General features: G+C 66.4%; 15 protein-coding genes and 1 pseudogene. 7 read left to right on the top strand and 9 right to left on the bottom strand.

Features of this window, described 5'->3' with window-relative positions; all coding sequences use genetic code 11:
• A pseudogene (locus tag KBY86_RS14945) lies at positions 1-129 on the top strand (photosystem II D2 protein (photosystem q(a) protein)); the annotation flags it as partial.
• A 456-nt stretch (positions 130-585) separates the two neighbouring features.
• Here the strand turns inward: KBY86_RS14945 and KBY86_RS14940 are convergent.
• The 4 genes from KBY86_RS14940 to KBY86_RS14925 are packed head-to-tail and all read right to left on the bottom strand — an operon-like array spanning position 586 to position 7,574.
• Positions 586-2,226, bottom strand: a complete 1,641-nt coding sequence (locus KBY86_RS14940) for a DUF2079 domain-containing protein (protein WP_255141715.1) — start codon at positions 2,224-2,226, stop codon at positions 586-588.
• The gene (locus tag KBY86_RS14935; protein ID WP_255141714.1) at positions 2,210-3,901 is read right to left on the bottom strand and encodes a glycosyltransferase family 39 protein; all 1,692 of its coding nucleotides are present in this window, start codon (positions 3,899-3,901) and stop codon (positions 2,210-2,212) included. Before KBY86_RS14935 ends, KBY86_RS14940 begins: the two co-directional genes overlap by 17 nt.
• A 4-nt stretch (positions 3,902-3,905) precedes the next feature.
• Positions 3,906-5,471 carry a glycosyltransferase family 39 protein gene (locus tag KBY86_RS14930; protein WP_255141713.1) on the bottom strand — a complete coding sequence of 522 codons (1,566 nt, stop codon included), beginning with the start codon at positions 5,469-5,471 and terminating at the stop codon, positions 3,906-3,908.
• Positions 5,472-5,498: 27 nt separating this feature from the next.
• Positions 5,499-7,574 (bottom strand): glycosyltransferase family 39 protein, encoded by a 2,076-nt coding sequence (locus KBY86_RS14925; protein WP_255141712.1) that lies wholly within the window; start codon positions 7,572-7,574, stop codon positions 5,499-5,501.
• A gap of 221 nt (positions 7,575-7,795) precedes the next feature.
• On the opposite strand from KBY86_RS14925, the gene KBY86_RS14920 reads away from it, so the two are divergent.
• The 3 genes from KBY86_RS14920 (at position 7,796) to KBY86_RS14910 (ending at position 12,201) form a co-directional block, all read left to right on the top strand.
• Positions 7,796-9,397 (top strand): iron uptake porin, encoded by a 1,602-nt coding sequence (locus KBY86_RS14920; RefSeq protein WP_255141711.1) that lies wholly within the window; start codon positions 7,796-7,798, stop codon positions 9,395-9,397.
• Between the two features lie 286 nt (positions 9,398-9,683).
• Entirely contained in the window at positions 9,684-11,384 is a 1,701-nt protein-coding gene (locus KBY86_RS14915) for an iron uptake porin (RefSeq protein WP_255141710.1), read from the top strand.
• A gap of 121 nt (positions 11,385-11,505) precedes the next feature.
• Positions 11,506-12,201, top strand: a complete 696-nt coding sequence (locus KBY86_RS14910; RefSeq protein ID WP_255141709.1) for a J domain-containing protein — start codon at positions 11,506-11,508, stop codon at positions 12,199-12,201.
• 23 nt (positions 12,202-12,224) lie between these two features.
• Here the strand turns inward: KBY86_RS14910 and ndhO are convergent, their stop codons facing one another.
• Positions 12,225-12,467, bottom strand: coding sequence for an NAD(P)H-quinone oxidoreductase subunit O (gene ndhO / locus KBY86_RS14905; protein WP_094514834.1), 243 nt, complete (start codon positions 12,465-12,467; stop codon positions 12,225-12,227).
• Between the two features lie 97 nt (positions 12,468-12,564).
• On the opposite strand from ndhO, the gene KBY86_RS14900 reads away from it, so the two are divergent.
• A complete protein-coding gene (locus KBY86_RS14900) occupies positions 12,565-13,506 on the top strand; it encodes a TIGR01777 family oxidoreductase (RefSeq protein ID WP_255141708.1) in 942 nt (313 codons plus the stop codon).
• Here KBY86_RS14900 and KBY86_RS14895 read toward each other — a convergent pair.
• The 4 genes from KBY86_RS14895 to KBY86_RS14880 form a co-directional block, all read right to left on the bottom strand.
• Positions 13,442-13,720 carry a hypothetical protein gene (locus KBY86_RS14895; protein WP_094514828.1) on the bottom strand — a complete coding sequence of 93 codons (279 nt, stop codon included), beginning with the start codon at positions 13,718-13,720 and terminating at the stop codon, positions 13,442-13,444. The two genes, KBY86_RS14900 and KBY86_RS14895, sit on opposite strands and share 65 nt — an antisense overlap.
• Complete coding sequence (locus KBY86_RS14890) at positions 13,713-14,921, bottom strand: lipid-A-disaccharide synthase-related protein (RefSeq protein WP_255141707.1); 1,209 nt, start codon at positions 14,919-14,921, stop codon at positions 13,713-13,715. The genes KBY86_RS14895 and KBY86_RS14890 overlap by 8 nt, the downstream gene beginning before the upstream one ends.
• A 23-nt stretch (positions 14,922-14,944) precedes the next feature.
• Entirely contained in the window at positions 14,945-15,370 is a 426-nt protein-coding gene (locus tag KBY86_RS14885; RefSeq protein WP_399221665.1) for a hypothetical protein, read from the bottom strand.
• Between the two features lie 140 nt (positions 15,371-15,510).
• Positions 15,511-15,915: an iron-sulfur cluster assembly accessory protein gene (locus tag KBY86_RS14880; RefSeq protein WP_255141705.1), complete on the bottom strand. Its 405-nt coding sequence runs from the start codon at positions 15,913-15,915 to the stop codon at positions 15,511-15,513.
• A 173-nt stretch (positions 15,916-16,088) separates the two neighbouring features.
• Here KBY86_RS14880 and zds point away from each other — a divergent pair, with 173 nt between their 5' ends.
• Both zds and KBY86_RS14870 read left to right on the top strand, forming a co-directional pair.
• On the top strand, positions 16,089-17,594 hold the full coding sequence (zds, locus tag KBY86_RS14875) for a 9,9'-di-cis-zeta-carotene desaturase (RefSeq protein WP_255141704.1): 1,506 nt from the start codon (positions 16,089-16,091) through the stop codon (positions 17,592-17,594).
• Positions 17,595-17,599: 5 nt separating this feature from the next.
• Positions 17,600-18,049 carry an SRPBCC family protein gene (locus KBY86_RS14870; protein WP_255141703.1) on the top strand — a complete coding sequence of 150 codons (450 nt, stop codon included), beginning with the start codon at positions 17,600-17,602 and terminating at the stop codon, positions 18,047-18,049.
• The last annotated feature ends 163 nt before the right edge of the window (positions 18,050-18,212 follow it).

The following is an 18,212-nucleotide window of genomic DNA, read 5'->3' as shown; positions in this document are numbered from 1 at the left end:
TTCGAAACCTTCTACACGAAGAACATTCTTCTGAATGAAGGTCTGCGTGCCTGGATGGCACCGGCTGACCAGCCGCATGAAAACTTCGTCTTCCCTGAAGAGGTTCTGCCCCGTGGTAACGCTCTCTGAGCCCTAAGTCAATCAGGCAGTTCCAGAGGATCAATTCAACTTTGGCGTCCTTCGGGGCGCCTTTTTTGTTGGTTCCCCAACTGTTGCAGATCTCTCAGGTTTTCTTCTAAGATCAATGGGTTGTGTCAGCAGTGCCGTGGGGCGAGGCTTCGGAGTTTTCTCCCTTGTTTCGCTCCGAAGGCGTCACCGGCTGGCGTTATCCCCCAAGGGAGGAGGTGCTTGTGAGCCAAAGTTCCATGTGCAAGGGTCTGTTGATCGCGGAGAACGCCGTCTGATACCAGGCAGCTTGATCTGAGTTCATTCGGTTCCGCGCCAGAGCGGACCCGGCGATGCCCCCATTCAGCAATCGGCTGAATGGGGGCATCGTTCATTCTGGAGGCAGGGTATTGATTGAAGAGCAGCCTTTCTATGGAGAAAGATTTTTCATCTTCGATCGGGTTCTTTGTTCCAAGGAAGTCACTTTTTGGATTCTCGCTCCAGCTTCAATGATCCCACCAGGCGAGCAAGGCGCTCCTGGGCATCGGCATGATCCACCGCACCTCTGGCCATTAACACGATGCCCCCATCAACATCGACAACCCCATAGCCGGGCGAAAGATCGGGGATCATTTCCAGGATGCGCACCAGCTCTTTGCGATCACCATCAGACACCCTGAGATTCCTGTTGAGCATCTCAAGATCTGCAGCAATCCAGTCAACCTCCTGGGGCTTTCCTTGCCTGTCCAGATAGCGCCAACTGCGGGGAAAACGCACCAGCACCTCCCGCTCAGCAAGCAAAGGAACCAGCGGGGTGGTGGCTGAAACGGTTGCCGTTGGGGGGATCTGCTGGAGAACGCGCCGGGCGGCCTGGCCATGGGCCCAGAGCTGGGCTGGGTTGGAGTAAATCCAGGGCTGCACGCTGTCGGGAATGACGAACGAGAGGCTGCGATTGGGGTTGCTGCTGATCGTCAGCAGGATCGACAGCCCGATTGCCCCGATCCAAACGGCACGAAACTTCGGTCGACGGAAGGTGTCCTGATGGTGCTCCCACCAGAGCACGGCCCCTGCAAACAAGCCCGGGACCACCAGCAGCGCGTAGCGCACATTGATGGCCAGTGGTGGTGGCTTCCCGTCCGCCAGCAGCAAACCTAGGAATGGCAACCCCATCAGCAGCCAGCTGTCCAGGGAGATCAAGGGAATGAACAGCAGCGGCAGACTCTGGGCGAGCAGGTAGCGAAGCGTGTGCCCAGGTTCGCTGAACAGTTCCTTGATCAGCGCCATGGGCGTTGAAAGGATCCTTCCCGCCACCTCCAGGCTGCTGGCGCGATCCTGATCACCGAGAAAGTGGCCGAAGTTCTCCACCATGAACCGGCGTGAATTGTCTTCGCTGAACAGAGGCATCAACACATTGGTGACGATCAGGACCCAGCTGACCCCCACCCCACCAATCAGGAGCGCCAAAGGCCACTCTTCCCTGCGTCGTCGCAGCAGCATCCACAGACTCACCCCCACCAGCAGCACGCCGGTGTCCTCCCGGATCAACGGAATCAGCAGGGTGCAGAGCGCCACCAGCCACCAGCTCCGTCGGCGCAATCCCCAGATCAGCAGAAAAAAGGCCAGGGGCAACTGGCAGAGATCCGTGAAGTTGCCCCAGGTGGGGCCGAGTACGGCATTGGCTCCGAAAAAGGAGCAGGCCAGCAGAGCGGCCAGCCGATCGTTGTTGCTCCCCAGGATCTCGAGGGCAAACCGATGCAGCGCCAGACCTGCCGCCGTCATCAGCCCCACCTGAACCAGGGGCAAGGCTGCCGCTCCCAGCAGACCCACCAAGGGAGCCCAGAGCAGCAGCACCGGGGTGAAGTGCTGCCCCAGGCGGTGATAGCCCAGGCTGGGCAACTGGCCGTCGTGGACCACGCTGGCGGAAAGCTGGGAGGAGAGGGTGCTCTCGAAGGGGTGGCCCCGCAGGCTGTTCCAGAGCACCTGCAGAAAGATGCCCTGGTCGTAGGAAGCGGCGAGAACCTGGAGGCGCCATGCCTGCAGGGCCAGGCCAACCACGGCAAACAGCACGGCTGCAGTCAGAACCGCGCGGCTCCAGGAGCGTCGTTCAGGGGCGAGGGTCATCGGATTGAGACGCGAGTGTGCAGCGCCAGAGGCGCCAGTCCTGCTCGCCCAGCCCACTCAGGCGGCAGCGGACGCCGGGCTGGAGAAGCATGGGCGGAGGGGGGGCGGAGGCTTTCTCAATGAACAGGAACGGGCTCGGAGAACCGGTGCTTGCCCGGGACGGCAACCGTTCGATTGGCCGTTGGGCATACCAGCTCAGGCTTGGACGTCGCCCGGATTGTCCGGCCATGTAGATCGGCATCGGGCGATGGTCCGGCTCGGTCGCCGCATCCCTGACCAGGCTGGCCACGGGGCGAACGTCGTCATATTCGTTCAATTCCCAGTTCCAGAGGGAACTATGGAAGAGCAGCAGCAGGGAGAGGCACCAGCCCGCGAGCAGCAGGACCAGGCCGCGGCGGCGCTGCCGTTCGGCCGGGCGCAGCAGCAGCAGCCCCCCCCCAAGCAGCCCTACGCCCGCCGGCAGAACAAGAAGACTGGTCCCACTCGGCAGTCCGGTCCGGGCTGTTGCGGCCGCCAGGGCCAGCAGGATCAGGCCGCCACCCAGCCAGGACCACAGGATTGGAACGAGCTGGAGAGGCGGACGGGTCTGCCGAGCCTGCAGCATCTGCGCCAGCAGCGGCCCGCAGAGCAGGGCGAACGGCAGCCAGAGCGGGTGGCTGTACCAGGGGAGCTGGGTGCGCAGCGGCAGGATCGACCCGGCGATCACCAGCTGCAGCACCAGGCACCAGCGCCCCCAGCTGCGGTGGCGCTGGCGCCAGGCGATCACCACCGCCAGGGGCCAGAGCGGCAGCCAGGGCCAGCCACCTTCCAGCATCTCGATCACCGGCACCCGCCAGCCCAGCTGGCTGCCTTCGCCCGCATCCAGCAGCACCCGCGTCACGCCGTCGCCGCCCCAGAGCCAGAGCGCATCGCTGCCGCGCATGAGCGCATGCCAGCCGTGCCAGGCCAACCCGGGCAGCAGGCCCACGCCAAGGGCCGCCAGCAGCGGCACCAGCGAACGGCGCGGACGCTCCGGATCGAGCACCAGGGCGGCCAGGCCGGCGGCCAGCACCGGCAACAGGATCGGGGCCTTCAACATCAGCAGCGCACTGCCCGCCAGGCCGGCGACCAGCCCCCAGCGCCAACCCGCTCCAGTGCGGCCGGAACGGCTGCGCAACAGTGCCCACCAGAGCAGCCCCATGGCGGTGAGCTGCGCGCCGTCCAGCATCGCCAGCCGCCCGTGGCGCGCCACCGGCAGCAGGGTGAGCAGGATCGCCGCGGTCGCCAGGGCGGCACGGTTGTCGCCCGGCCGCAGCTGAAGCTGCACCAGGGCCCCCACCGGCACCACCAGGGAGGAAAGCAGTGCCGGCACCAGTCGCACCACCCATTCCGGCGGTAGCGCCTCCGCCGGCGCCTGGCTGAGCTGGCGCCAGAGGCCGATGGCGGCGGCGATCAGCACATGCAGTCCGGGCGGCTTGTTGAGGTAGGGGCTGCCCCAGATCGTGGGCAGCCAGCCTTCCGGCAGCCCCCTGTTGGCGATCTCCAGCGACACCCGCGCCACGATCCCCTCATCCCAGTCGCGCAGGGGCAGGTTGCCCAGACCCACGACAGCCAGAACCACGGCGGCCAGCCAGAGCAGCAGCAGGCCCCGCCAGGGAATGGCGCGGGGAGGGGTCTGGGGGTGCAGGACGGTCATCGGCTCAGCCTGCCGGCCGCCCGGCCCCGGGAGCCAGCGGAATCACGAAACTGGGCCCGCTCTGGCAGCCCGGTGGCTGGTCGCAGACCCAGCGTTTCAAGCGCGTTTTGGCCTCGCCTTCGGGGAAGGGCGCATAGCTTTCGATCACCGCATAACTGCCGGCCAGGGCATCGGCGCCGTCGGCTCGCCAGGCTGCCGCATCACGCCGCATCAGCCGCTTGGGACTCACCAGCCATCCCTTGCGGTTGGCGAGATAAAGAACAGTGGGGTCGGAACCGCTCATCACCACGACTCTGGCCCCGGGCGGTGTGCGCGCCTGGATCTGCTGCGCCAGCTCCCACACCGGGGATCCGGCCACCCGCTCCCGACTCCAGTAATCCACAGCCAGCACCGTGAGGCTCACCACGACCAGCAGCGTGAGCAGTGCCCCGGCACCCTGCCGCCCCCAGACACCGGCCTGGCGCCGCAGCCGCACCCAGCCCAGGCCCATCAGTGGGCAGGCGAACAGCATCAGCGGCAGTTGGTAATACTCATGCACCGCGCTGGATTCAGGTGCCAGAGCTCCGGCCAGCAGCACGGCCACCAGCCCCACCGGCAGCACGTGCGCCTGTGGCCCCGGCAGGGCGTCGGGGGGGGCAGCGGCGCCTCGATTGGCAGCGGCGTCGCCATTCCCGCGCGGCAGCAGGCCGAGCACCAGCAACGGCACCCCCAGCACCGCCAGGTTGCGCACGGCCACCCTCAGGCCAAGGCCGAGCCAGTAGCCAGGCGCGAAAAGGTCGGCCCAGCTGTAACGGTTGGCCTCGCCGCCCCAGAAGCCGAAGCTGAGGCCGCTGGCCTGCCCCAGTTTGTGGGCATGCCAGTACCAGGCCGCCGTCACCACCACCGCCGACAGGGCAAACATCCAGCTGCCTGATCGCCGGAGGATCCTCCACTGGTGGGCCTGGCCCCATAGCCATAGCAACGGCAGGCCCAGCCACACGAACGGCAGAACTTTGATCAGACAGGCGGCGGTGAAGGCCAGCCAGGAGATTCCCAGGGCTGCGAGCCTGCCGGTGCGCAGCCAGGCCAGAAAGCGCTCCAGGGCCAGAGCCGCCAGCAGCATCAGCGTCGCCTCCGGCTGCACCGTGCGCCCGTAGAACACCGAAATCGGCAACACCGCATAGAACAGTCCGCCCCACCAGCCGGCCCGCTCCCCCAGCAGCTGGCGGCCGATCCGCACCACCAGCACGATCGTGAGCAGGCTGCAGAGCACGGAGAGGCCCCGCGCCAGCCACTCCTGCACCCCGAACAGGCGGTAGAGCAGGGCAACGCTGTAGGGATACAAGGGAAATTCCGCTTCCACCACGCCGCTGCCGGCGCCGCCCCAGTCGATCTGGGGTGTGAGCAGGTTCATGCCCTGCTCGGCGAAGTTGCGAGCCATCGCCGCCGTGTCTGCCTGCCTCCAGCTGTGGATGCCGAGGACCGGGGCCTGGATCTGGATCAGCCGCAACCCGGCCCCCACCAGCAGTGGCAACCACAACGGCAGGGCCGCGCCGGGCTTGGAAGGGGAAGCTGGCGCCGCAGGGGCCATCAGCAGAGTTCAGGCGTGGGCAGGAGGCTACCGGCCCTCTTTGGCGCCGGCCTCGATGCGCGCCTCCACCGAGGCGATCGCCGCCTCGACGGCGGCGTGGGTGCCAGGGAGGCGGCGCAGATCGCCGCCGAGGACGCCGGCCACATGGACCAGCCCGTCCAGCACCGGTTCGTCGTGGCGCAGGCGCGCCGCCTCGGCCACCGTCGCCGCCTGCCAGGGGCGCCAATCGGCCAGCAGCACCACGGAACGGTAGGCGCTCGGCCACGGATTGGCCGGGTCCACCGCCTCCAGCTGTTTGAACCAGCCTTCCGCCGCGGCGGGCCGGTTGAGCAGCACGTCCAGCAGCGCCAGTGCCCAGAGCGCCTCGCGGTCGTTGGGGTTGGCGCTGAGGCGGGCCTCCGCCCAGCGGCGCACACGTGCTTGGTAAAGGAAATGCCCGTCCAGCTGGTGTTCCGGTCCGATCGCGTCGAACACGGCACCCAGGCCGGCCGGGCCCTGCTCCAGGCCGCGGGAGAGTGTGATGAAGCGGCGATCGAACGGCACGGCCGCGGGCGCAGCGGCGCGACGTTGCCAGAGTTCTAGCTGGCGGCCCTTGGTCCACGGCCAGCTGCCCACGCGCTCGAAGCGGCCATCGCTGCGCACGCTCCGGCTCAGCTGCCTGGATTCCTTGCGCTTCGTGCCCTGGTCGCCGCTGGCCAGCAGTAGCCATTGGGCCTGCTGCAGCACCAGGGCATGCTCCCGTTTCTGCTTCCCGCTTTCCCGCCCGAGGATCTGCCCGCCCCCCAGGCGTCCGAAGGTGCTCACGTTGTGCTGGTTGACCTCAGCGGTGCTGGGGATCACCAGCACGGTGGTGGGAGCTGTGCCCACGCGTTGACGCACCGCCTCGATCGCCTCAGGCACCGGGGACTCCGCGCGCCGCTCCAGCTCGCCGACACGCTCTGAGGCGGTGGTGGCACCCGTTCCCAGCAGGCCCACCCCCAGCAGTACGGCCCCCAGCCAGGGTCCGAAGCGGGCACGGGCCGCCTGCAGCAGCACCCACCAACCCCGTGCCAGCAGCAGCACCAGCAGCGGCAGCACCGGCGCGATGTAACGCGGATCCTTGTTCGGGCTGAGGCTGGTGACCAACCAGCCGGCGAGGGCGCAACCCAGCAGCCACCCCCAGCCGGAGCCCGTGCCACCGGATTCCGTAGGCGGCCCTGAGCCCTGATCGGGCGGCTCAGCAGCAGCACCAGTAGCAGCATCAGCAGGGCGTCTGCGCTGCCAAAGGGCCAGTGCCCCTCCGGCTGCACCGACAGCGAGCATCGGCGCACCGAGCTGGGCCGGGAAGAGCCTTGGATACCAGAAGAGGCTGGCCAGGCTCAGGGGCGATGGATCCCCTTCGGCGGCGCCCGATTCGATCACCGCCCGGTTGGTCCCGCCGAGGGTGGTGATCCAGTTGTGCTTCAGCCAGGGCAGGGCCACGGTCAGCACCAGGGCCAGGGCGGCCAGGGTCTGCAGGCGGCGCTGCGGCTGGCCCAGCCCGGTGCCCGCCGCCCACAGGCATGGCAGCAACAGCACCAGCAGGGCGCTCTGCTTCACCATCACCGCGGTGGCCACCGCCGCTGCCGCCACCAGCGCCTGGCTCCAGCGTCCGCCCCTCGGGGCGGGGGCGTACCAGCACCCCAGCCGCCACAGGGCAAGCATGGCGGTGGCGGTGAGTGGAAGGTCGAGGGTGAAATCCACCCGCAGCGCTGCCAGGGCCGGCGCCAGGCACACGAGCGCGGCGGCCAGCAGGCCGAAGCGCGGCCCGCCCAGCTGCCGGCCCCAGCAGGCCACCACCGCCAGCAACAGCAGCTGCCAGATAGCAAGCGCCCAGCTGGCCTGATCGGGGCTGTCGCCGCTGAAGGCCATCACGCTGCCATTGACCAGGCTGGCCAGCGGGGGAATCTTCGGGGAGAGATCGAGCAGGGCGCTCCACCCCTGCCAGCCGCCGCCGGCCAGCAGTCCCAGGGCGCGGCCATGGTCCACGGCGCTGTTGAGGTATTCGGCCTGATCCCAGGCAGGCAGCCGCTGGTCGAGCTGCAACCAGAGCCGGTCGGCGAAGGTGCCCGCCAGCCAGATCACGCTCAGACCCAGCCACCACAGCCAGGGGCGAGAAGAACGGAAAGCCAGGGTCTGCGGGCCGGGCCCCTCACTCTGGACCGGCCGGTGCTCGCCCGATGGCGGCCTGGCAAGCCATGGCGCTCACTGTCCATTGTCATTTCTGTCACATCCGGCCTGGTGGCTGCTTGAACTGCCGTGAAGATGTGGTCGGCGCATTGCGCCCCCTTTTGTGTGAGGACACAATGAAACTCTTCCAGCAACTGCTGCTGGCACCTGCCGCTCTGGGGCTTCTCTCCCCGATGGCCGTGTCTGCTGCAGAGCTCAACCTCGACGGCGTCAACCAGTACGCCTCTGAGGAGCAAGTCACCAGCATCAACCAGTTCTCCGACGTTCAGCCCACTGAGTGGGCCTACCAGGCGCTCTCGAACCTGATCGAGCGCTACGGCTGCGTCGCTGGCTATCCCGACGGCACCTTCCGCGGCAAGAAAGCCCTCAGCCGCTGGGAAGCCGCTGCTCTGCTCAACGCCTGCCTCGACCGCATCACCGAGGTGACCGACGAGCTGCGCCGCTTGCTCAAGGAATTCGAAGCTGAACTGGCCGTGCTCAAGGGCCGGGTTGATGGCCTCGAAGCCAAAGTCGGCGAGCTGGAAGCCAGCCAGTTCTCCACCACCACCAAGCTGAACGGTAAGGCCACCTTCGTGGTCGGAGCCAACTCCTACAGCGGCTCCAATAACGGTCTTGTTGACTCAGCCCGCGCTCTGCAAGGCGCCACGGCCTTCAACTACGACATCCAGCTCAATTTCGATACCAGCTTCACCGGCAAGGACCTGCTGCGCACCCGCCTGCGCGCCGGCAACTTTGCTGACGGCCCCTGGGCCGGCGGTCCGGTCGTTGGCCTGAACGCCCTTGAAGCTGCCTTCGAGGAGAACTGCGGCTCCGGCGCTGATTGCGGCGACGTGGTCGCGATCAACCGCCTCTTCTATCAATTCCCCATCGGCACCGGCTTCACCGCCACCGTTGGTGGCCGTGTCCGTCAGGACGACATGCTGGCCGTCTGGCCCAGCGTGTACCCCGCTGACACCGTCCTCGACATCTTCACCTACGCCGGTGCTCCTGGCGCTTACAGCCTGAACCTTGGTGCAGGTGCCGGTCTGTGGTGGAAGAGCGGTGGCTGGACCATCAGCGCCAACTACGTCTCTGCCAACGGTGACTCGGGCAACCCGAGCGAAGGTGGCATCGGCACCTCTGGCGCGGCCCAAACGGGTACTGCCCAGATTGCTTACACCCAGCCCAACTGGGGCCTGGCTGTGGCCTACGTCTACACCACCCCTGAGGGTGGTCAGGCTGGCCTCTACAGCGGCAATGGCACCCCTCTGGCCGTCACCGGCTTCGGGCTCTCCACCTCGGTGAGCTCGGTGGGCATCAGCGGTTACTGGCAGCCCTCCAACTCCGGCTGGATCCCTTCGATCAGCGCCGGTTGGGGCATCAACGGCCACAGCGCTGACTCTGCTTCCGCCGGTTCTCTCGAGAGTGTGATCGACGGTGCTCAGACCCAGTCTTGGTACGTCGGTCTTCAGTGGAGCGATGTGTTCATCAAGGGTAACTCCCTCGGTATGGCCGTCGGTCAGCCCACCTTCCTCACGAAGTCTGGCGACAACGACACCCTGTCACCCAATGACGGCAACTATGCCTGGGAGTGGTGGTACAAGTTCCAGGTCACCGATAACATCAGCGTGACTCCTGCGATCTACTACCTGAGCGCTCCTCTCGGTCAAGATCAGAAGTTCAACAACGAATCGTTCAGCAACTTCGGCGGTATCGTCAAGACCACCTTCAAGTTCTGATTCTGCCTTCCTTCACTTGAATCGTCTCCTCTGAGCCCCTCACACATTGCTCAGGCGACTACGTCGATTCAAGTGAACCTTGACGAAGCATTCAGTTCTTTCGCCCCGCCATCTGGTGGGGCTTTTTGTTGGCTGGATTCCAGGCTGGGCCCCACTTCAGGGGAGGCATGGAATGTCGCCTGGAATACATGCTCGGGTAGCTCAAGCCAGGCTATACGCGTTGTCAGTTCATACAATTTGCAGGCTTCACTACAGAAGCATCCCCTCAATTGGTGTGAGGACTCTCATGAATCGCATTCAGCACTTGTTGCTGGCTCCTGCCGCTCTTGGCCTGCTCGCCCCCGTGGCAGCTTCGGCCTCAGAGCTGAACATGGATGGCGTCAATCGCTATGCCAATGTCAAGGAACAGGTCACCAGCATCAATCAGTTTTCTGATGTTCAGCCCACCGAGTGGGCCTATCAGGCGCTCTCGAACCTGATCGAGCGCTACGGCTGCGTCGCTGGCTATCCCGACGGCACCTTCCGCGGCAAGCAGGCCCTCAGCCGCTGGGAAGCTGCCGCTCTGCTCAATGCCTGCCTCGATCGCATCACCGAGGTGACCGACGAGCTGCGCCGCCTGCTCAAGGAATTCGAAGCCGAACTGGCCGTTCTCAAGGGCCGGGTGGATGGCCTCGAAGCCAAAGTGGGTGAGCTGGAAGCTACCCAGTTCTCCACCACCACCAAGCTCCAGGGTCAGGCCACCTTCGTGCTGGGTGCTGTCAACGCCGGCGGCAACAGCACGAGTGGGCGCTTCAGGACATCCTCAATCACCAGTGGCAATGACAGCGAGAACTACAACGCTCGCTTCGGTGCCACCTCGTTCAACTATGACGTTCGTCTGAACTTAATCACCAGCTTCACGGGCAAAGATCAGCTCTATACCCGCCTGCGCTCCGGCAACTTCAACAACGCCTTTAATGGCAACGGTCTCAACCTCACCGCTCTGGACATCGCCAGCAACGGCTTTGGTCAGACGAGCTGCACCGGCAACCGGAACTGCTCCGATGTGGTCGGCATCGACCGTCTCTGGTATCGCTTCCCTGTTGGTCGCGACGTAGCGATCACCGTTGGTCCCAAGGCCCGGAACACCGAAATGCTGGCGGTCACCCCGTCGGTGTACGGCAAGGGCGACAAGATCCTTGATCTCTTCACCCTTCACGGTGCTCCCGGCGTCTACAACAAGGCCACTGGCGCTGGTGCTGCTATCACCTGGCGGCAGAACGTTCCCAAGGGCAAAGGTCGCTTCAGCGCCGGCGCCAGCTATGTGGCGCAGCAGGGTGATTCGGGCACTTCGTTCGATGGCGACCCCTTCAGCTGCTCCAGCGATGAAGGTGGCATCGGCACCGATTGCGCCCGCGGCAACTTCCTCGCCCAGCTGAACTACACCACCCCACAGTGGAACATCTCAGCGGCTTACCGCTACGGCCAACAGGCCACCAACTTCCGTCGCGGCACCAACTTCGCCGCTTCCAACAGCTGGTTCCTGGCCAACGGTGATTCCAACAGCGTGGCAGTCAACGCCTATTGGCAGCCCAAGAAGAGCGGTTTCATCCCCTCCATCAGCATTGGTTGGGGTCTCAACAGCCTCTCCGGCAACGAGACCCAAGCCAGCGGCGTTGAGTTCGCTACCCCCTTCGTGAGCGAGTCGCAAAGCTGGTTCGTCGGCCTGGAATGGTCTGATGTGTTCGCCAAGGGCAACGCCGCCGGTATGGCGGTGGGCCAGCCGGTGTTCGCCACCCAGCTGAAGTCCGGCACGACCTCGGGCCTGGAAACCACCCCGAACGACGGCAACTTCGTCTGGGAATGGTGGTACAAGTTCCAGGTGACCGACAACATCTCCGTCACCCCGGCGATCTTCTACCTCAGCCGCCCGCTCGGCCAGCAAACCGGCGCCGACCAGACCTTCAACGTGTTCGGCGGCCTCGTGCAGACCACCTTCCGTTTCTGAAGACCGGCACTCGGTTCAACCTGCCCTCACACACCACCTCACGGCCTCCCGGAAACGGGGGGCCTTTTTTCGCGTTTCCGCCCTCGGCGTGGAGATGATGGCTCCGCTACCGGGCTGTTGGATGGCCGCTTCCCCCACCTCCGCAAACCCTTATGCCGTGCTCGGCGTTGGCGTTCAGGCCAGCGCGGCGGAGATCAAGGCGGCTTATCGCCAGTTGGTGAAGCAGCACCATCCCGATGCGGGAGGCGATGCGGCCACGATCGTGGCGCTCAATGCCGCCTGGGAGGTGCTGGGAGACCATGAGCGTCGCCGGCTTTACGACAGCACCCACAGCCCGGCCCTCGGGGATGGAGGGCCGCCGCCAGCGCGAGGTGCGCGTGTGCAGACCCCAGCCGCAGGCAGCAGGGGCGCGGCCCGTGACGGGGAGTTGCTGGTGTGGCTGCAACGGGTGTATGCGCCGATCGATCGTCTGCTGGGGCAGGTGATCCTGGCCTTCCCGGGTGAGCTGCGCGCCCTCGCGGCCGATCCCTACGACGACGTGCTGATGGAGGCGTTCTGCGCCTTCCTGGAGCAAAGCAAGGCCAAGCTCGACAGAGTACAGACGCTCTACAGGTCCATGGCCTGCCCGTCGGCGGCCAAGGGTTTTGGCCTCAGCCTCTACCACTGCCTGAGCCAGGTGGAAGATGCCTTGGCGGAACTGGAGCGCTACACGCTCGGCTACGTGGACAGCTACCTCCACGACGGTCGCGAGATGCTACGGGAGGCCAAGCAACGCCGCTCCCTCATGAAGGAGGAGCGGCGCCGGCTGGATCTCTGAACCGGCTGGATCTCTGAAACGGTTCAGCAGGCTTCGAGCTGATCGAGCCGCAGCCACACGTCGGGAACAGGCAGGCGCCAGCGCAGTTGGGCGTAATCGCCTTTCACGGCGAGCACTTCGCCGGGACCCTCGAACAGGTAGGCCGGTGGCTGGGGATCGCTGGCCGCCGCTTCCAGGCTGCTGGCATAGCGCGCCGCGCTCACCTTGACCAGGCTGCCTTTCTTGATCGGTGCGGGCTTCGTCGGTGCGGGTGCAGTGTCAGCCATCACGACAGTGATCGATGCGCGCAGGTTAGTGCCCCTCTTCGGTCGCCTTTGCCACCGGTGCCAGCCCTACCGTTGATCCACGTGCGTCCTCCCTGCTGTGCGGCTGTTTCTGCTCGGATGTACCGGCTTCATCGGTCGTGAACTGGTGCCCCTGCTGCAGCGGGAAGGGCACAGCTGCACGCTGCTCAGCCGTCAGCCGGCCAGCTCCAGCGCCAGTGGCCTAGGGCCTCCGGATGTGGCCCGGCTGCAGGGGGATCCTGCCGAGCCGGCCACCTGGAGGCGCCCCGAAGTGCTCGAGGCTCTGGCGGCTGCCGAAGGGGTGGTGAACCTGGCCGGTGAGCCGATCGCCGACCACCGCTGGACCCCACAACACCGCCAGCGCCTGCTCGACAGCAGGCTGGTGACCACAACAGAGCTGGTTGAGGCCATGGGCCATCTGGGCACCCCGCCCCGAGTACTGGTGAACGGTTCAGCCGTGGGCTACTACGGCACCAGCCCGAGCGGCAGTTTCACCGAAGCCTCACCACCGGCGGCTGATTTCCTCGGCCAGCTCTGCGCCCAGTGGGAGGCTGCGGCTGATCGAGCCGCAGTGGGCATCCGCGTGGTGAAGCTGCGCATCGGCATCGTGCTCGGCGCTGACGGCGGCGCCCTCGGCAAGATGCTGCCGGTGTTCCGCACCGGCTTCGGGGGGCCCGTGGGCTCGGGCCGCCAATGGATGAGCTGGATCGAGCGCACCGACCTCTGCCGGTTGATCGCCGCCGCCCTGGTGGACCCGGCCTATGTGGGGGCTTACAACGCCGTGGCGCCCACGCCGGTGACCATGCAGTCGTTCGCCACCAGCCTCGGGGACGTGCTGGGTCGCCCAAGCCTGCTGCCGGTGCCGGCCCCGGTTCTGCAGCTCATGCTCGGCGATGGCGCCAAGGTGGTGCTGGAGGGCCAGCATGTGGTGCCCGAACGCCTGCAGCAGCAGGGATTCAGCTTCCAGTATCCGGATGTTGCCGCTGCGCTCGCCGCTGCCACCAGCCCAGGATCCCGCTGAGCACGGCCGCCGCCATCAGCAGCCCGATCGCCGGGGTGAACAGGGGCTCCCACAGCTGCTGAAACAGCTTCAGGGGGGCGTCGACGCTGCGGCTGTGCAGGGCGATCGCCAGGCCGAACCACACCGCTCCGGCGATCACCAGAAACACATTGGCCACCAGGAGGCTGTCGAGCCAGCCCTTCAGGCGAACGCTCAGGGATTGCGGCTCAGACATCGCTTAACACCGCATGGATCTCTCGGGCCATCCTGGCAGCGCCCCCGGGACCCCCGATGCGCTCGTGGCCATTGCGGCGACAGCGTTCTGAAAAGGCAGGATCCGCAAGGGCCGTGAGCAGGCCGGTGGCCAGTTCCGCCGTGCCGGCCAGGCTGTCTTCCGAACCGGGCTCGCCATCGCTGCAGGCCAGGGACGAGCCCAGCAGCCGGCGTTGCGCCTCGGCGAAGCTGACCGTGAATTGCGGTCCGTGGCCCACCAGCTGCAGCACCGGTTTGCCCAGACCCACGGCCTGTTCGGCTGCCGTGCCTGTCATCGAGAGCAGCAGATCGCTCTGCTGAACCACCGCCGCGAAGCCTCCCCATACCAGGTGCAGCACGAGCGGGCCCCGTTCCAGCCGATCGCCCTGCAGGGTCCACCCCAGCGGGGCGGCGCAGCGGCCCACCAGCTCCCGGTGAAGATCCTTCACCAGCGCCGCCACCAGCTCCAGCCGCTGCTGTTGCTGCCAGGACGGCGGCAGCCGCACCAGCACTTTCAGCATGAGCTCCAGATTGCGCAGCGCTTCCGGCAGCCGGCTTCCAGGTAGAAGCCCCAGCAGCCTGGCCCCGGGGCTGCAGTGCGGCTCCAACGGCTGCAGCGGCGGCGCTGGCTCCCGCGCCCGGTCCAGGAAGGGGTTGCCGAGGAAGTGCACCGGGCGTCCCAGCTGGGCCGTGAGGTCAGTGGCGGTGAGGCTGTCGCGGCTGTACACCCGCTGGAAGCGGCCGCTGCGCAAGCACCAGCCGCAGGGCCAAGGCAGGCGCAGACGCCCTTCGTAATGGCTGGAGTAGGCCACCAGATAGGTGACCACCGGCCGGCAGCTCAGCCAGGCCGCCACCACCGGCAGCACATCGCCGATCACCACGACCAGATCGAAGTGCCGCCCCTGGCACAGGAAAAGGGCAAGGCGCCTGAGCACGTAGCTCACCTGCCCCTGCAGCAATTCCGTGAGGCGGCCCGCCAGGCTTGTGTAGCCCAGCCCGCCGGTGCTGTAGGTGCGGGTGCGGCCCAGCACCTGTATCCCCGCCTGCCGGTAAGCGTTCCCGTGGCCCACCAGGGGCAGCGCCGCCACTTCGGCCCCGTGCGCCACCAGTTCCTGGCCGATCAGGCTGCCGCTGAGATCTTCCCCATGCCCATTGCTGATCAGCAGGACGCGTTTCGGGACCATGGCTGGGGCCGGCACCGTCCCGATCACCCCTTCAGCCAGGCGTTGACTTTCTCCAGCGAGGTCCAACCGGGCCGACGGTGCAGGCCATCGGCGATCGATTCCTGCAGCTCCTCACCCAGCTCCGGAGCCACCGCCGTGACCCTGAGCACCATGTCGATGTGCTCGCGCACGCCTTTGGCGCCGGTTTCGAGCATGGCCACCGAAAGGTTCACGCGCGACTGAGGATCCTGCGGATTGAGCTTCACGGCCGTACGCGCCGACCGCAGCGCCGCCACGGGCTGATCGTCGAGCAGCTGCAGCCAGGCCAGGCAGGTCCAGCCTGCGGCCAGCCGTGGGGCGGCGGCCGTGATCGCCCGGAACTCGGGGATCAGATCGGCGGGCTCGGCACCTTCCTGATAGCGGCGGATGGCCTGCTCGAAGGCGGATTCGGTGGAAGCGTCCGTGGCCATCGTGGACACTGCGGCGAGGTAGAGCCCCTCAGATTCCCACGGCATGGAGCAGTGGCTCAGCTCCGCAGGAGGTCTGCAGGTCGTGGTGCCGGAGGTCGGTTCAGAGTGCTGGGGTCAGGCCGTGCCATCAAGCCGCTGGCTCAGACCGCGAAGGAGCTACCGCAGCCACAGGTCTGGCTGGCGTTGGGGTTCGTGAAGTTGAAGCCACCACCGATCAGAGCGGAGCTGAAATCCAGCTGCATGCCATAGATGTACAGAAGGCTCTTTGGATCACACACCACGCGGAAGCTGGGGGCTCCATTGGGTTCGTAGGTATACACCTCATCGTCGGCGCGGATGCCGGCGGCTTCGATGAAATCCATGGTGTAGCTCATGCCGCTGCAGCCACCGGAGCGCACGCCCACCCGCAGCAGCTTCTCCTCACCCTGTTGCCGCATCAACGTGGCCAGCTGCAGCATGGCCGGGGCGGTGATCAGGATCCCCTTGCCATCGCGGCCGGTGTGGGTGACGGGAGCGGCTGGGGCCGCTGGGGTGGAGCTGCTCATGGGCGGGAGCCTGGGGGAAAGGGAAACGTCGTGCGATCACTCTATGGAGGGTGGCCGGTTTTCGAAGCCCCGTCCCGCTGACGCCCGGGCCGCCGCAGCCCTGGCGGGAGCGGCCATCCGAACGCCGCCGCCCACTCCGGCTCCATAGAGTCGCCGGGTACGGGAGGTCAAGGGTGCGGGTCGCCATCGTGGGTTCGGGTCTGGCCGGTCTGGCGGCTGCAGTGGATCTCTGCGACGCCGGCCATCAGGTGGACCTCTACGAGGCGAGGGCTTTTGTGGGCGGCAAGGTGGGCAGCTGGGAAGACGCGGGCGGCAACCACATCGAGATGGGGCTGCACGTGTTCTTCTTCAACTACGCCAACCTCTTCGCCTTGATGCGCAAGGTGGGGGCCTTTGAGAACCTGCTGCCCAAGGAGCACACCCATCTGTTCGTCAACAAGGGCGGCGACCTCCGCGCGCTCGATTTCCGTTTCCCCGTCGGCGCCCCCTTCAACGGCCTCAAGGCCTTCTTCACCACCCCGCAGCTCGACTGGATCGACAAGCTGCGCAATGCCCTGGCCCTGGGAACCAGCCCGATCGTGCGGGGCCTGGTGGATCCCGATGGCGCCATGGGGGTGATCCGGGCGCTGGATCGCATGAGCTTCCGCGACTGGTTCGTCGGCCATGGCGGCAGCCCGAAGAGCATCGAGCGGATGTGGGATCCGATCGCCTACGCGCTGGGTTTCATCGACTGCGCCTCGATCTCGGCCCGGTGCATGCTCACCATCTTTCTGATGTTCGCCACCCGCACCGAGGCCTCCAAGCTCAACCTGCTGAAGGGCTCGCCGCACCGTTGGCTGCATCAGCCGATCCTCGACTACATCACGGCCCGCGGCGCCAGGCTCCACCTGCGGCATCGGGTGCTGGAGCTCTGCACCAGCGACGGAGCCAACGCTGAGGGGCAGAACAGCCCTGCCACGGCGGCGCCGCAGGTCACGGGTCTGCGGTTGGGCACGCCCGAGGGAGAGATCCACGTGGAAGCCGATGCCTACCTGGCCGCCTGCGATGTGCCGGGCATCCAGAAACTGCTGCCCAGCGCCTGGCGCCGCTACGAGCAGTTCGACAACATCTACAGGCTGGAGGCCGTGCCGGTGGCCACCGTGCAGCTGCGCTACGACGGCTGGGTGACCGAACTGGGGGACGGCGAAGCCCAGACTGCCGCCCGCTCCGATCTTCAGCACCCCAGCGGGCTGAACAACCTGCTGTACACCGCAGACGCCGATTTCAGCTGCTTCGCCGATCTTGCCCTGGCCAGCCCTGCCGACTACCGCCGCGAAGGCCAGGGCTCCCTGCTGCAGTGCGTGCTCACTCCGGGAGATCCCTGGATCGCCAAGAGCAACGAGACGATCGTGGCGGCCGTCGATGCCCAGGTGCGGGAGTTGTTTCCGTCCGCCAGCCAACTCACGCTGCTGTGGAGCAATGTGGTCAAACTGGCCCAATCGCTCTACCGGGAGGCTCCTGGCATGGAACCGTTCAGGCCTGAGCAACGCACGCCGGTGAGCAACTTCTTCCTGGCCGGCAGCTACACCAAGCAGGATTACATCGATTCGATGGAGGGGGCCACCATGAGCGGCCGCCTGGCGGCCGGGGTGATTCTTGGTCAGCCGGTGGCGATGGCGTCCATCGGCGCGGCGGCCTGACGATCATGGGCCGTTGGCTGGAGCACAGCGTCACCACGGAGATCAAGGCCCCGGTGCAGCGGGTCTGGGAGGTGTGGAGTGATTTGGAGGCCATGCCCCGCTGGATGCGCTGGATCGAGTCGGTGGTCACCCTCGACGATCCGGACATCACCGATTGGACCCTGGCAGCCCAGGGCTTCCGCTTCCACTGGAAGGCCCGCATCTCCCAGCGTGTCGAGGCCCAGCAACTGCACTGGGAATCGGTGGGGGGGCTTCCCACAAAAGGCGCCGTTCGCTTTTATCCTCAGGGCGATTCGCACACTGTCGTCAGACTGACGGTGAGCTACGAACTCCCTGGGGTGCTCGCACCACTGATGGAGCCTTCCATCCTTGGCGGCATCGTCACCAAGGAATTGCAGGCCAATCTCGATCGCTTCAGGGATCTTGTTGAGCGTGGAGACGATGGCCAGTCCTGATCAGCTTTCCGCTTCCGGTCCCTGCTTCGGGGCTTGCCGTTTGTCCAATAAGCCTGGGAAGACGTTCCTGGCTTCGGCAGCCCTGCTGCTGCTTTCCAGCCTGATGGGGTGTGGCGGCGCGCCCGAGGCGAGTGCGCCGCCGCCGCCGCCTCCCGCCCCGGCA

This window comes from Synechococcus sp. Lug-A (assembly GCF_024345655.1).
Lineage (GTDB): Bacteria > Cyanobacteriota > Cyanobacteriia > PCC-6307 > Cyanobiaceae > MW101C3.
Note: the sequence above shows the minus strand (reverse complement) of the source record. Positions and strands in the feature narration are given on the sequence as shown.

Excerpts from the sequence above, each read along its gene's own strand:
- KBY86_RS14940 (WP_255141715.1), bottom strand. The coding sequence starts at position 2,226 with ATGACCCTCGCCCCTGAACGACGCTCCTGGAGCCGCGCGGTTCTGACT.
- KBY86_RS14935 (WP_255141714.1), bottom strand. The coding sequence starts at position 3,901 with ATGACCGTCCTGCACCCCCAGACCCCTCCCCGCGCCATTCCCTGGCGG.
- KBY86_RS14930 (WP_255141713.1), bottom strand. The coding sequence starts at position 5,471 with ATGGCCCCTGCGGCGCCAGCTTCCCCTTCCAAGCCCGGCGCGGCCCTG.
- KBY86_RS14920 (WP_255141711.1), top strand. The coding sequence starts at position 7,796 with ATGAAACTCTTCCAGCAACTGCTGCTGGCACCTGCCGCTCTGGGGCTT.
- KBY86_RS14915 (WP_255141710.1), top strand. The coding sequence starts at position 9,684 with ATGAATCGCATTCAGCACTTGTTGCTGGCTCCTGCCGCTCTTGGCCTG.
- KBY86_RS14910 (WP_255141709.1), top strand. The coding sequence starts at position 11,506 with ATGGCCGCTTCCCCCACCTCCGCAAACCCTTATGCCGTGCTCGGCGTT.
- ndhO (WP_094514834.1), bottom strand. The coding sequence starts at position 12,467 with ATGGCTGACACTGCACCCGCACCGACGAAGCCCGCACCGATCAAGAAA.
- KBY86_RS14895 (WP_094514828.1), bottom strand. The coding sequence starts at position 13,720 with ATGTCTGAGCCGCAATCCCTGAGCGTTCGCCTGAAGGGCTGGCTCGAC.
- KBY86_RS14890 (WP_255141707.1), bottom strand. The coding sequence starts at position 14,921 with ATGGTCCCGAAACGCGTCCTGCTGATCAGCAATGGGCATGGGGAAGAT.
- KBY86_RS14885 (WP_399221665.1), bottom strand. The coding sequence starts at position 15,370 with ATGGCCACGGACGCTTCCACCGAATCCGCCTTCGAGCAGGCCATCCGC.
- KBY86_RS14880 (WP_255141705.1), bottom strand. The coding sequence starts at position 15,915 with ATGAGCAGCTCCACCCCAGCGGCCCCAGCCGCTCCCGTCACCCACACC.
- KBY86_RS14870 (WP_255141703.1), top strand. The coding sequence starts at position 17,600 with ATGGGCCGTTGGCTGGAGCACAGCGTCACCACGGAGATCAAGGCCCCG.